We start from the raw sequence: 12,473 nt of genomic DNA, 5'->3' as shown, positions 1-12,473 counted from the left end.
CCTTGCTTTATATAGCGCAAGTGGTTTAGGTTAAACGACATCACATGAATAAGCATTCATCGAGAATTTTATGACACGCGTTCAATTTAAACACCACCATCATCACCATCATCCTGACTAGTCTTTCAGGCGATGTGTGCTGGAAGACAGTTAGATCTTCCAGTGGTGCATGAACGCAAGAAAAAGCCCCCGGAAGATCATCTTCCGGGGGCTTTTTTTTGGACCGTATTCAGGCAAGTTACAACAGGATCATGAGGAACCGACAATGTTAGATAATTCACGTTTACGCATAGCTATGCAGAAATCAGGTCGTCTTAGCGACGATTCACGCGAACTGCTGGCGCGCTGCGGCATTAAAATTAACCTGCACACGCAGCGTTTGATTGCGCTGGCAGAGAATATGCCGATTGATATTCTGCGCGTGCGTGACGATGACATTCCGGGCCTGGTGATGGACGGCGTGGTAGATCTGGGCATTATTGGCGAAAACGTGCTGGAAGAAGAACTCCTGACTCGCCGCGCGCAGGGCGAAGACCCGCGCTACTTCACCCTGCGTCGTCTGGACTTTGGCGGCTGCCGCCTGTCGCTGGCGACCGCGGCTGACGAACCCTGGGACGGCCCGGCTTCCCTGAACGGCAAGCGTATCGCCACCTCTTACCCGCACCTGCTGAAGCGTTACCTCGATCAGAAGGGCGTGCAGTTTAAATCCTGCCTGCTGAACGGCTCTGTCGAAGTAGCACCGCGTGCCGGTCTGGCTGACGCGATTTGCGACCTGGTCTCTACCGGCGCCACCCTGGAAGCGAACGGCCTGCGCGAAGTTGAAGTGATCTACCGCTCCAAAGCCTGTCTTATCCAGCGCGACGGCGAAATGCCTGAAGCCAAGCAGCAACTGATTGACCGCCTGCTGACCCGTATTCAGGGGGTGATCCAGGCCCGTGAATCCAAGTACATCATGATGCATGCACCTACTGAACGCCTGGATGAAGTGATTGCCCTGCTGCCAGGCGCTGAACGTCCAACCATTCTGCCGCTGGCAGGGGATCAGCAGCGCGTGGCGATGCATATGGTCAGCAGCGAAACCCTGTTCTGGGAAACCATGGAAAAACTGAAAGCGCTGGGCGCCAGTTCAATCCTGGTGTTGCCGATTGAGAAGATGATGGAGTAACAACCATGAGCTTTAACACCGTGATCGACTGGAACACCTGTAGCGCAGAACAGCAGCGCGACCTGCTGATGCGCCCGGCCATCTCCGCGTCAGAGAGCATTACCCGCACCGTGGCGGAGATTCTGGACAATGTGAAAACCCGTGGCGACGATGCCCTGCGGGAGTACAGCGCGAAATTCGATAAAACCGAGGTGAGCGCGCTGAAGGTCAGCGAGCAGGAGATTACCGAGGCCGCAGCGCGTCTGAGCGATGAGTTAAAGCAGGCGATGGCTGTCGCAGTGCAGAACATTGATACCTTCCACGCGGCGCAAAAGCTGCAAACTGTCGATGTGGAAACCTTACCCGGCGTGCGCTGCCAGCAGGTGACCCGTCCGGTCGACTCGGTGGGCTTGTATATTCCGGGTGGCTCTGCCCCGCTCTTTTCTACCGTGTTGATGCTGGCGACCCCTGCCCGTATCGCCGGTTGTCGTAAAGTGGTGCTCTGCTCTCCGCCACCGATTGCCGATGAAATTCTTTATGCCGCGCAGCTGTGCGGCGTGCAGGAGATTTTCAACGTCGGCGGGGCGCAAGCTATCGCGGCGCTGGCGCTGGGGACGGAGTCCGTTCCGCGCGTGGATAAAATCTTCGGGCCGGGCAACGCCTTTGTCACCGAAGCCAAGCGTCAGGTCAGCCAGCGGCTGGACGGCGCAGCCATCGACATGCCGGCCGGTCCGTCGGAGGTATTGGTGATTGCCGACAGCGGCGCGACCCCGGATTTTGTCGCTTCCGATCTGCTCTCCCAGGCCGAGCACGGCCCGGATTCGCAGGTGATCCTGCTGACGCCGGATGCAGATATGGCAAAACGCGTGGGTGAAGCCGTTGAACGTCAGCTTGCGGATCTGCCCCGGGCAGAGACTGCCCGCCAGGCGCTCTCCGCCAGCCGTCTGATTGTCGCCCGGGATCTGGACCAGTGCATCGCCATTTCTAATCTCTATGGCCCGGAGCACCTGATCATTCAGACCCGCAACGCCCGTGAGCTGGTCGACAGCATCACCAGCGCCGGTTCGGTATTTCTTGGCGACTGGTCCCCGGAATCCGCAGGGGATTACGCTTCCGGAACGAACCACGTGCTGCCGACATACGGTTATACCGCTACCTGCTCCAGCCTGGGGCTGGCGGATTTCCAGAAGCGCATGACTGTACAGGAACTCTCCCGCGAGGGCTTTGCCTCCCTCGCCGCGACCATCGAAACGCTGGCCGCCGCTGAACGCCTGACCGCCCACAAAAATGCCGTGACGCTGCGCGTTGCCGCCCTGAAGGAGCAAGCATGAGTATTGAAGAGTTAGCCCGCGACAACGTTCGCGCCCTGACCCCGTATCAGTCTGCCCGCCGCCTGGGGGGCAATGGCGATGTCTGGTTGAATGCCAATGAATTTCCGACGCCTGTCGCCTTTGAGCTGACCCAGCAGACGCTAAACCGCTACCCGGAGTGTCAGCCGAAAGCGGTGATTGAAAACTATGCGGCCTACGCTGGTGTAAAACCGGAGCAGGTGCTGGTGAGCCGCGGTGCGGATGAAGGCATCGAACTGCTGATCCGCGCCTTCTGCGAGCCGGGTAAAGACGCAGTGCTCTACTGCCCGCCGACCTACGGCATGTACAGCGTCAGCGCAGAAACCTTCAACGTTGAGCTGCGTAAAGTGCCAACACTGGAAAACTGGCAGCTTGATTTGCAGGGCATTGCCGATAATCTCGACGGCGTGAAGGTGGTGTTTGTCTGCAGCCCGAATAACCCCACCGGCCAGCTGATTAACCCGCAGGATATCCGTGCGCTGCTGGAGATGACCCGCGGCAAAGCCCTGGTGGTCGCCGATGAAGCCTATATCGAGTTTTGCCCACAGGCGACGCTCGCCGGCTGGCTGGCAGAGTATCCGCACCTGGTGATCCTGCGAACCCTCTCAAAAGCGTTTGCTCTGGCCGGGCTGCGCTGCGGCTTTACGCTGGCAAATAAAGAGGTGATCGATCTGCTGATGAAGGTGATTGCGCCTTATCCGCTCTCGACCCCGGTGGCCGATATCGCCGCCCAGGCGCTTACCCCGGCGGGTATTACCGCTATGCGTGGTCGCGTGGCGCAGATTATTGCCGAGCGCGAGTATCTTGTCAGCGCCCTGAAAAAGATCCCCTGCGTTGAACAGGTTTTCGATTCGGAAACCAACTATATTCTGGCGCGCTTCACCGCCTCAAGTGCAGTATTTAAATCTTTGTGGGATCAGGGCATTATCCTTAGAGACCAGAACAAACAACCCTCTTTGAGTGGCTGCTTACGCATTACCGTGGGTACCCGTGAAGAGAGCCAGCGCGTTATCGACGCCCTGAATGCGGAGAAAGTATGAGCCAGAAGTACCTCTTTATCGATCGTGACGGCACCATTATTTCAGAACCACCCTCGGATTTTCAGGTCGATCGTTTCGACAAGTTGGCGTTTGAAGCCGATGTCATTCCGGTGCTGCTTAAGCTGCAAAAAGCCGGTTTTAAGCTGGTAATGATCACCAACCAGGACGGTCTGGGCACCGACAGCTTCCCGCAGGCCGATTTTGACGGCCCGCACGATCTGATGATGCAGATCCTGACCTCACAGGGCGTCGCCTTTGATGAAGTGCTGATTTGCCCGCATTTACCCGCTGATAATTGCGACTGCCGTAAGCCGAAAGTGAAGCTGGTCGAGCAGTATCTGGCCGAAGCGGCGCTGGATAAAGCCAACAGCTACGTGATTGGCGATCGCGCTACCGACATCGAACTGGCTGCTAACATGGGCATTACGGGCCTGCGCTATCACCGTGACACCCTGAGCTGGGCGACGATTGGCGAGCAGCTGACCAAACGCGACCGCTTCTCTCACGTTGAGCGTAATACCAAAGAGACGCAGATCGACGTGAAGGTGTGGCTGGATCGCGAAGGCGGCAGCAAGATCCACACCGGTGTGGGCTTTTTCGATCATATGCTGGATCAGATCGCTACCCACGGCGGATTCCGTATGGAGATCGGCGTGAAAGGCGATCTCTATATTGACGATCACCACACTGTGGAAGATACCGGACTGGCGCTGGGCGAAGCGCTAAAGCTGGCGCTGGGTGACAAGCGCGGGATTAACCGTTTCGGCTTTGTGCTGCCAATGGATGAGTGCCTGGCGCGCTGCGCGCTGGATATCTCTGGCCGTCCGCACCTGGAATATAAAGCTGACTTTACCTACCAGCGTGTAGGCGACCTGAGCACCGAGATGGTTGAGCACTTCTTCCGCTCCCTCTCCTATGCCATGGGCCTGACGCTGCATCTGAAAACCAAAGGTAAGAACGATCACCACCGCGTGGAGAGCCTCTTTAAGGCCTTTGGCCGCACCCTCCGCCAGGCCATTCGCGTGGAAGGCGATACCCTGCCGTCGTCGAAAGGAGTGCTGTAATGAATGTGGTGATCCTCGATACCGGTTGCGCCAACCTTAACTCCGTAAAATCAGCCATTGCCCGCCACGGCTACGAGCCGCTGGTCAGCCGTGATCCGGATGTGGTGCTGCGCGCAAGCAAACTTTTTTTACCGGGCGTCGGTACGGCACAGGCGGCGATGGATCAGATCCACCAGCGTGAACTGGTTGAACTGATCAAAGCCTGTACCCAGCCGGTGCTGGGTATCTGTCTGGGCATGCAGCTGCTGGGCCGCCGCAGCGAAGAGTCTAATGGCGTGGATCTGCTCGGCATCATCGACGAAGATGTGCCGAAAATGACCGATCATGGTTTACCTCTGCCGCACATGGGCTGGAACCGCGTCTATCCGAAAGCGGGCGATCGTCTGTTCCGTGGTATTGAGGACGGGGCGTACTTCTATTTCGTGCACAGCTACGCAATGCCGGTGAACACACACACTATCGCTCAGTGTCATTACGGTGAGCCTTTCACCGCCGCGGTGCAGAAAGATAATTTCTACGGCGTGCAATTCCACCCGGAGCGTTCCGGGGCCGCAGGCGCGCAGTTGCTGAAAAACTTCCTGGAGATGTGATGATTATTCCTGCTTTAGATTTGATTGACGGCACGGTTGTCCGTCTTCACCAGGGCGATTACGGCCAGCAGCGCGACTACGGTAAAGATCCGTTGCCACGCCTTCAGGACTATGCCGCGCAGGGCGCTGAGGTTCTGCACCTGGTTGACCTCACCGGGGCGAAAGATCCGGCCAAACGGCAGATCCCCCTGCTGAAAAAACTGGTCGCGGGCGTTAACGTCCCGGTGCAGGTTGGCGGCGGTGTGCGTACAGAAGAAGACGTGGCGGCGCTGCTTGACGCGGGCGTGGCGCGCGTGGTGGTAGGCTCCACCGCGGTGAAAGATTCCGAGACGGTAAAAGGCTGGTTCAGACGCTTTGGCGCCGACGCGCTGGTGCTGGCGCTGGATGTGCGTATTGATGAACAGGGTCAGAAACAGGTTGCGGTCAGCGGCTGGCAGGAGAACTCTGGCGTGACGCTGGAAGCGCTGGTCGATCTTTATCTGCCGGTGGGCCTGAAGCATGTTCTTTGCACCGATATCTCCCGCGACGGCACCCTGGCGGGCTCTAACGTGTCGCTGTATGAAGAGGTCTGCGCCCGTTATCCGCAGGTGGCGTTCCAGTCTTCGGGCGGCATTGGTGATTTGAATGATATCGCGGCTCTGCGCGGTACGGGTGTTCGTGGGGTTATCGTTGGTCGCGCCCTGCTGGAAGAAAAATTTACTGTGACGGAGGCGATTCAATGCTGGCAAAACGGATAATTCCTTGTCTCGACGTGCGTGATGGTCAGGTCGTGAAAGGCGTGCAGTTCCGCAACCACGAGATCATCGGTGATATCGTCCCCCTGGCAAAACGCTATGCGGAAGAAGGGGCTGACGAGCTGGTCTTTTACGATATTACCGCCTCCAGTGATGGCCGCGTGGTGGATAAAAGCTGGGTGGCGCGCGTGGCAGAAGTGATCGACATTCCTTTCTGCGTGGCAGGTGGGATTAAATCGGCGGACGATGCGGCCAAAATTCTCTCCTTTGGCGCCGATAAGATCTCCATTAACTCCCCTGCCCTGGCCGATCCCGAACTGATTACCCGTCTGGCGGATCGTTTTGGCGTGCAGTGCATCGTAGTCGGCATCGACACCTGGTTTGATGAAGCCACCGGCAAATACCACGTTAACCAGTACACCGGTGATGAGAGCCGTACCCGCATTACCCAGTGGGAGACTTTGGACTGGGTGCAGGAAGTGCAGAAGCGCGGCGCGGGGGAGATCGTACTGAACATGATGAACCAGGACGGCGTGCGCAACGGCTACGACCTGGCGCAACTGAAAAAAGTACGCGAGGTATGCCATGTCCCGCTGATTGCCTCGGGTGGCGCAGGCACGATGGAGCACTTCCTGGAAGCCTTCCGCGATGCCGACGTTGACGGCGCGCTGGCGGCCTCGGTGTTCCACAAGCAGATTATCAATATTGGTGAGTTAAAAACGTTCCTGGCGAATCAGGGCGTGGAGATTAGGGTATGTTAACAGAGCAACAACGTGCGCAGCTAGACTGGGAAAAAACCGACGGCCTGATGCCGGTGGTGGTGCAGCACGCGGTGTCCGGTGAAGTACTGATGCTGGGCTATATGAATCAGGACGCCCTGGCGAAGACCCTCGACAGCGGCAAAGTGACTTTCTTCTCACGCACCAAACAGCGCCTGTGGACCAAAGGCGAAACGTCCGGTCATTTCCTGAATGTGGTCAGTATCACCCCAGACTGCGATAACGATACCCTGCTGGTGCTGGTTAACCCTATCGGGCCTACGTGCCACCTGGGCACCAGCAGCTGCTTTGGCGACGCCAGCCACCAGTGGCTATTCCTCTATCAGCTGGAACAGCTATTGGCTGCACGCAAAACGGCCGACCCGCAAAGCTCCTATACCGCGAAGCTCTATGCCAGCGGCACCAAGCGCATCGCGCAGAAAGTGGGTGAAGAAGGCGTTGAAACGGCCCTGGCCGCCACCGTGAACGACCGGGCTGAGCTGACCAATGAAGCCTCTGATCTGATGTATCACCTGCTGGTGCTGCTCCAGGATCAGGATCTGGACTTAACGACAGTGATTGAAAATCTGCGCCAGCGACACAAATAAAAAAAACCGGGGAAACCCGGTTTTTTTAGCTGTTGAATCTGTATCAGGCTCTGGCGTTATAGTTACGCAGCGCGTTGCGGCCTAAGACAACGCCGGAGCCAATAATCCCGCCCAGCAGCACCGCAAGAACCAGTACGATTGAACGTTTCGGGCTATCGCGATAAACAGGCAAGTCTGGCTTCATCACGTAGCGATAAGCATGGATAGACGTCGGATCGATTTTCAGCTTCTGAATATCCAGCAATTTTTGCTTGTTCTGGTAGTAGCTGTCGGATAGCGTAAGTGGACGCGAAGATTCATGCGCAATCATGGATTGTAGCGCTTCGGTACCTAGCAAGAACATGGTTTCCTGCGTGACATCCTGAGTCTGCTGAATTTTTGGGGTGGTAATGTTCGCAGCCTCGGCGTATTTCAGCGCTTCATTAATCTGTCGGATTCGCAGGTCTTTTTGCTCCTGAGCAATCGTCTCTTGGTTACTCAGCACATCCTTAAGGGTGACAATCTGCTGTTTGATGTTGTCGTTTAGGTCAACTTCGATCTCTTTTTGAATCTGCTCATCAATCTGTTGGATATACTGTGCCACCTGCTTTTGCGCAGTTTCTGCTGAACCATTTACGTAGCTGATGCTTAAGGGCAGAGGCTGCCCTTTTACTGTCTGTTCAATTGTCAATTTTTCAGGAACGAGCTTGTTTTTCAAGGTCTGAGACAATGCTGAAAACGAGGCGTTATAGCGGCTGATAACGCTTTCCTGGATATCGGTTAATTTAGGGGCATTTACACCATACAGGATATTCAATGCATTGCTGTAGCTGCCAATTTGAGCCGCATCCGGCTGGGTAATAATCGCAGTAGAGGTCCACTTCTCTTTAGCAAAAACCAGATAGATACCAGCAATAACAATTGCGATGGCGATAAAAACAGCAATGATCCATTTTCCCCGCCATAACTGAACGAACAGATCAATCAAATCAATCTGCTCTGAGTCACTGCTTCGTGTGACCACGTTATTGTTGTTGTTAGTCATATAGTCCTTAGAATGCAAATAAGCGCAAAGTATAAAGTCTGGGATATAGTTTATCGATTGTTTTCGGATTATCTATAGGAATCCGATGAGGCATATCGAAAATATGATGTTTGGTAACCCTGCGCATCGCGTTATCATACCTCAAATCCGGTACTTAACGCACCGGGCACGATAAGTAACAGATGAGGACAGTTATGAAATTTCTGGTCACTGGCGCAGCAGGCTTTATCGGCGCACATGTCAGCAAGCGGCTTCTGGATGCCGGGCATCAGGTTGTAGGTATCGACAACCTCAATGACTATTACGATGTGAACCTGAAGCAGGCGCGTCTTGATCTTCTCACGTCCGCGAACTTCACCTTCCATAAGCTCGATTTGGCTGACCGCGAAGGTATGGCTACCCTGTTCGCCGATGAAAAATTTGATCGAGTGATCCATCTGGCCGCCCAGGCGGGTGTTCGTTACTCCCTGGAGAACCCCCATGCTTATGCCGAAGCCAATCTGGTAGGCCACCTCAACGTGCTTGAAGGCTGCCGTCACAATAAAGTACAGCACTTACTTTACGCATCTTCCAGCTCCGTTTACGGACTGAATCGTAAGATGCCGTTCTCTACCGACGACTCCGTAGATCACCCGGTTTCGCTGTATGCCGCGACCAAAAAAGCCAACGAATTGATGTCGCACACCTACTCCCATCTTTACGGGTTGCCGACTACCGGTCTGCGCTTCTTCACCGTTTATGGGCCATGGGGTCGTCCGGACATGGCGCTGTTTAAGTTCACCAAAGCCATGGTGGAAGGCAAGAGTATCGACGTGTACAACTTCGGTAAGATGAAGCGTGACTTTACCTACATTGACGATATCGCCGAGGCGATTGTTCGCCTGCAGGATGTGATCCCTCAGGCAGACAGTGAATGGACGGTTGAGTCTGGTTCTCCGGCAACCAGTTCGGCGCCGTATCGCGTTTATAACATCGGTAACAGCTCGCCCGTTGAGCTGATGGATTACATTACAGCGCTGGAAGAGGCCTTAGGCATTGAAGCTGACAAAAACATGATGCCGATACAGCCGGGCGACGTGCTGGAAACCAGTGCGGATACCACCGCCCTGTACGAGGTGATCGGCTTCAAACCGCAAACGTCGGTGAAAGATGGCGTGAAAAACTTCGTTGATTGGTACCGCGAGTTTTACAAGGTGTAATAAAAAGCCCGGCGATAATGCCGGGCTTTTTCTTTAACCGCAGTATCAGTCGCTACCAAACAGATCGCGGGTATAGACCTTATCCGCCACGTCAGAGAGCTCTTCAGCCATCCGGTTAGAGATGATCACATCCGCTTCTTTCTTGAAAGCATCCAGGTCACGAACCACACGTGAATGGAAGAATTCATCCTCTTTCATCACTGGTTCATAAATAATAACCTGTACGCCCTTAGCCTTAATACGCTTCATGATCCCCTGGATGGAGGAGGCACGGAAGTTATCCGAGCCGCTTTTCATGATCAGACGGTACACGCCCACCACTTTCGGGTGACGCGCCAGAATGGAGTCGGCGATAAAGTCTTTACGCGTCCGGTTGGCATCCACAATGGCAGAGATTAGATTGTTCGGCACGGATTGATAGTTAGCCAGCAGCTGCTTGGTATCTTTCGGCAGGCAATAGCCGCCATAACCAAAGGACGGGTTGTTATAATGGTTGCCGATACGCGGGTCGAGGCACACACCTTCGATGATCTGACGGGTGTTCAGCCCGAGGCTCTCTGCGTAGCTGTCCAGCTCGTTAAAATAGGCAACACGCATTGCCAGATAGGTATTAGCAAAGAGTTTAATGGCTTCCGCTTCTGTCGCGTCCGTGAACAGAACGTCAATGTTCTTTTTAATTGCGCCTTCCTGCAGCAGCGCAGCAAAACGTTCCGCACGCTCTGAGCGCTCACCAATGACGATACGGGACGGGTGCAGGTTATCGTACAATGCCCTGCCCTCACGCAGAAACTCTGGTGAGAAAATGACATTATCGATACCCAGCTCTTCTTTGATCGACTGAGTGAAACCAACAGGAATAGTCGATTTGATGATCATCACGGCATTCGGATTGATTGCCGTCACATCCTTGATCACCGCCTCAACACTTGAAGTATTAAAGTAGTTCGTCTTCGGATCGTAGTCGGTTGGCGTGGCAATGATGACAAAATCGGCCCCGCTGTAGGCATCAACTTTGTCCGTAGTGGCCCGGAAGTTTAACGGCTTGTTGGTCAGGTACTCCTGGATCTCTTTATCTACGATTGGGGAGATCTTCTGGTTCAGCATATCAACTTTGGCCTGCACGATATCCAGTGCGACCACTTCATGGTGTTGCGCGATCAGGATCCCGTTTGAGAGACCCACATAACCTGTTCCGGAGATTGTTATTTTCATCGAGTTAACTTCTTTAGATTAAGTGTCCGGGAGCGACTACCGCCCCACCGCAATAAGCAACTTTTGGGGTTTTTACCGCGTATGTCGAGTTGATGTCAAGGCGAATGGCTGGCTACAGAAAGGCATAAATACAGTGGTTTATGCTGCAGTCTGGCATGTCGGTTGAATCAGACGAGGCAATGCAGGGTATTACGCATAAAAAAAGCCCGGTAATGTTCACCGGGCTTCGCTACATGATTGAGTTAAATCAGATTAATCCAGCCACTCGGTGTGGAATACACCTTCTTTATCAGTGCGTTTATAGGTGTGTGCACCGAAGTAGTCACGTTGCGCCTGAATCAGGTTGGCAGGCAGCACGGCGGCACGATAGCTATCGTAATAAGCAACGGCTGCAGAGAAAGTTGGAACCGGAATACCGTTCTGTACCGCATAAGCGACGACATCACGCAGCGCCTGCTGGTAATCATCGGCGATCTGCTTGAAATATGGTGCCAACAGCAGGTTAGCGATGTTCGCGTTTTCAGCGTAAGCATCGGTAATTTTCTGCAGGAACTGAGCACGGATGATGCAACCGGCACGGAAGATCTTCGCGATTTCGCCGTAGTTCAGATCCCAGTTGTTCTCGTCAGACGCAGCGCGCAGCTGAGAGAAGCCCTGAGCGTAAGAGACAATTTTACCCAGGTACAGCGCACGGCGGACTTTCTCAATAAATTCCGCTTTATCACCAGCAAGTTTCGGCTGCGGACCGGTCAGCACTTTAGATGCCGCTACACGCTGCTCTTTCAGAGAAGAGATATAACGTGCGAAGACCGATTCAGTGATCAGGGACAGCGGCTCGCCCAGATCCAGGGAGCTCTGGCTGGTCCATTTACCGGTACCTTTGTTTGCCGCTTCATCAAGGATCACATCGACGAGGTATTTACCGTCTTCATCTTTCTTGGTGAAAATGTCTTTGGTGATGTCGATCAGGTAGCTGCTCAGTTCACCGTTGTTCCAGTCGGTGAAGGTTTGCGCCAGCTCGTCGTTAGTGAGATTCAGACCGCCTTTCAGCAGAGAATAGGCTTCAGCAATCAGCTGCATATCGCCGTATTCGATACCATTGTGAACCATTTTTACGTAATGACCCGCGCCATCCGGACCGATGTATGTCACACACGGCTCACCATCTTCGGCAACGGCAGCAATCTTAGTCAGGATTGGTGCAACCAGCTCGTAAGCATCTTTCTGACCGCCAGGCATGATAGATGGGCCCTTCAACGCGCCCTCTTCACCGCCGGATACACCGGTACCGATGAAGTTGAAGCCTTCAGCAGAGAGCTCACGGTTACGACGAATAGTGTCGTGGAAGAAGGTGTTGCCGCCATCAATGATGATGTCGCCTTTTTCCAGATACGGTTTCAGGGAGTCGATGGCAGCATCAGTGCCAGCGCCAGCTTTCACCATTAACAGGATACGACGAGGCGTTTCCAGGGATTCAACAAACTCCTGAACCGTATAGAACGGAACGAGTTTTTTGCCTGGGTTCTCGGCAATCACTTCTTCAGTTTTATCACGGGAGCGGTTGAAAACGGAGACGGTATAACCACGGCTTTCGATGTTCAGCGCCAGGTTGCGCCCCATCACTGCCATACCGACGACGCCGATCTGTTGTTTGGACATTACATACTCCTGTCAGGTGTGGTATCTGCGAATCATAACGCAGTTCAATGTTGGACTTATGTTAACTCAGGATGCAGAAATCCAATAATATT

At 54.3% G+C, this 12,473-nt stretch carries 13 protein-coding genes and 1 other annotated feature; of the genes, 10 read left to right on the top strand and 3 right to left on the bottom strand.

Annotated features, from left to right (window positions below; genetic code table 11):
• Positions 1-70: 70 nt before the first annotated feature.
• From hisL to hisIE, 9 genes are all read left to right on the top strand, one after another.
• Positions 71-121, top strand: coding sequence for a his operon leader peptide (hisL, locus tag DVA44_RS08045; protein ID WP_001364200.1), 51 nt, complete (start codon positions 71-73; stop codon positions 119-121).
• Positions 97-220: a sequence feature (His leader region), on the top strand. It overlaps the preceding gene by 25 nt.
• A gap of 45 nt (positions 221-265) precedes the next feature.
• Entirely contained in the window at positions 266-1,165 is a 900-nt protein-coding gene (gene hisG, locus DVA44_RS08040; protein WP_103180189.1) for an ATP phosphoribosyltransferase, read from the top strand.
• A gap of 5 nt (positions 1,166-1,170) precedes the next feature.
• Positions 1,171-2,475 carry a histidinol dehydrogenase gene (hisD, locus tag DVA44_RS08035; RefSeq protein WP_114314535.1) on the top strand — a complete coding sequence of 435 codons (1,305 nt, stop codon included), beginning with the start codon at positions 1,171-1,173 and terminating at the stop codon, positions 2,473-2,475.
• Complete coding sequence (hisC, locus tag DVA44_RS08030; RefSeq protein ID WP_114314534.1) at positions 2,472-3,533, top strand: histidinol-phosphate transaminase; 1,062 nt, start codon at positions 2,472-2,474, stop codon at positions 3,531-3,533. Before hisD ends, hisC begins: the two co-directional genes overlap by 4 nt.
• Positions 3,530-4,597, top strand: coding sequence for a bifunctional histidinol-phosphatase/imidazoleglycerol-phosphate dehydratase HisB (gene hisB, locus DVA44_RS08025; RefSeq protein WP_114314533.1), 1,068 nt, complete (start codon positions 3,530-3,532; stop codon positions 4,595-4,597). Before hisC ends, hisB begins: the two co-directional genes overlap by 4 nt.
• Positions 4,597-5,187 carry an imidazole glycerol phosphate synthase subunit HisH gene (gene hisH / locus DVA44_RS08020; RefSeq protein ID WP_103180193.1) on the top strand — a complete coding sequence of 197 codons (591 nt, stop codon included), beginning with the start codon at positions 4,597-4,599 and terminating at the stop codon, positions 5,185-5,187. Before hisB ends, hisH begins: the two co-directional genes overlap by 1 nt.
• Positions 5,187-5,924, top strand: a complete 738-nt coding sequence (gene hisA / locus DVA44_RS08015; protein WP_114386176.1) for a 1-(5-phosphoribosyl)-5-[(5-phosphoribosylamino)methylideneamino]imidazole-4-carboxamide isomerase — start codon at positions 5,187-5,189, stop codon at positions 5,922-5,924. The genes hisH and hisA overlap by 1 nt, the downstream gene beginning before the upstream one ends.
• Complete coding sequence (hisF, locus tag DVA44_RS08010) at positions 5,906-6,682, top strand: imidazole glycerol phosphate synthase subunit HisF (RefSeq protein ID WP_114386174.1); 777 nt, start codon at positions 5,906-5,908, stop codon at positions 6,680-6,682. Before hisA ends, hisF begins: the two co-directional genes overlap by 19 nt.
• Positions 6,676-7,287: a bifunctional phosphoribosyl-AMP cyclohydrolase/phosphoribosyl-ATP diphosphatase HisIE gene (gene hisIE / locus DVA44_RS08005; RefSeq protein WP_114314530.1), complete on the top strand. Its 612-nt coding sequence runs from the start codon at positions 6,676-6,678 to the stop codon at positions 7,285-7,287. The genes hisF and hisIE overlap by 7 nt, the downstream gene beginning before the upstream one ends.
• A gap of 43 nt (positions 7,288-7,330) precedes the next feature.
• Here hisIE and wzzB read toward each other — a convergent pair whose 3' ends face one another.
• Complete coding sequence (wzzB, locus tag DVA44_RS08000; protein WP_114386172.1) at positions 7,331-8,311, bottom strand: LPS O-antigen chain length determinant protein WzzB; 981 nt, start codon at positions 8,309-8,311, stop codon at positions 7,331-7,333.
• A 194-nt stretch (positions 8,312-8,505) separates the two neighbouring features.
• Here wzzB and DVA44_RS07995 point away from each other — a divergent pair, with 194 nt between their 5' ends.
• Positions 8,506-9,510, top strand: coding sequence for an NAD-dependent epimerase (locus DVA44_RS07995; RefSeq protein ID WP_114386170.1), 1,005 nt, complete (start codon positions 8,506-8,508; stop codon positions 9,508-9,510).
• 45 nt (positions 9,511-9,555) lie between these two features.
• Here DVA44_RS07995 and ugd read toward each other — a convergent pair whose 3' ends face one another.
• Together ugd and gndA are read right to left on the bottom strand one after the other, a co-directional pair.
• Complete coding sequence (gene ugd, locus DVA44_RS07990) at positions 9,556-10,722, bottom strand: UDP-glucose 6-dehydrogenase (protein ID WP_103822486.1); 1,167 nt, start codon at positions 10,720-10,722, stop codon at positions 9,556-9,558.
• 252 nt (positions 10,723-10,974) lie between these two features.
• Positions 10,975-12,381, bottom strand: a complete 1,407-nt coding sequence (gndA, locus tag DVA44_RS07985; protein ID WP_114386168.1) for an NADP-dependent phosphogluconate dehydrogenase — start codon at positions 12,379-12,381, stop codon at positions 10,975-10,977.
• Between the last annotated feature and the right edge of the window lie 92 nt (positions 12,382-12,473).

It is taken from the genome of Leclercia sp. W17 (assembly GCF_003336325.1).
Lineage (GTDB): Bacteria > Pseudomonadota > Gammaproteobacteria > Enterobacterales > Enterobacteriaceae > Enterobacter.
This window is presented reverse-complemented; position numbering and strand designations above follow the sequence as displayed.

Excerpts from the sequence above, each read along its gene's own strand:
- hisG (WP_103180189.1), top strand. The coding sequence starts at position 266 with ATGTTAGATAATTCACGTTTACGCATAGCTATGCAGAAATCAGGTCGT.
- hisD (WP_114314535.1), top strand. The coding sequence starts at position 1,171 with ATGAGCTTTAACACCGTGATCGACTGGAACACCTGTAGCGCAGAACAG.
- hisC (WP_114314534.1), top strand. The coding sequence starts at position 2,472 with ATGAGTATTGAAGAGTTAGCCCGCGACAACGTTCGCGCCCTGACCCCG.
- hisB (WP_114314533.1), top strand. The coding sequence starts at position 3,530 with ATGAGCCAGAAGTACCTCTTTATCGATCGTGACGGCACCATTATTTCA.
- hisH (WP_103180193.1), top strand. The coding sequence starts at position 4,597 with ATGAATGTGGTGATCCTCGATACCGGTTGCGCCAACCTTAACTCCGTA.
- hisA (WP_114386176.1), top strand. The coding sequence starts at position 5,187 with ATGATTATTCCTGCTTTAGATTTGATTGACGGCACGGTTGTCCGTCTT.
- hisF (WP_114386174.1), top strand. The coding sequence starts at position 5,906 with ATGCTGGCAAAACGGATAATTCCTTGTCTCGACGTGCGTGATGGTCAG.
- hisIE (WP_114314530.1), top strand. The coding sequence starts at position 6,676 with ATGTTAACAGAGCAACAACGTGCGCAGCTAGACTGGGAAAAAACCGAC.
- wzzB (WP_114386172.1), bottom strand. The coding sequence starts at position 8,311 with ATGACTAACAACAACAATAACGTGGTCACACGAAGCAGTGACTCAGAG.
- DVA44_RS07995 (WP_114386170.1), top strand. The coding sequence starts at position 8,506 with ATGAAATTTCTGGTCACTGGCGCAGCAGGCTTTATCGGCGCACATGTC.
- ugd (WP_103822486.1), bottom strand. The coding sequence starts at position 10,722 with ATGAAAATAACAATCTCCGGAACAGGTTATGTGGGTCTCTCAAACGGG.
- gndA (WP_114386168.1), bottom strand. The coding sequence starts at position 12,381 with ATGTCCAAACAACAGATCGGCGTCGTCGGTATGGCAGTGATGGGGCGC.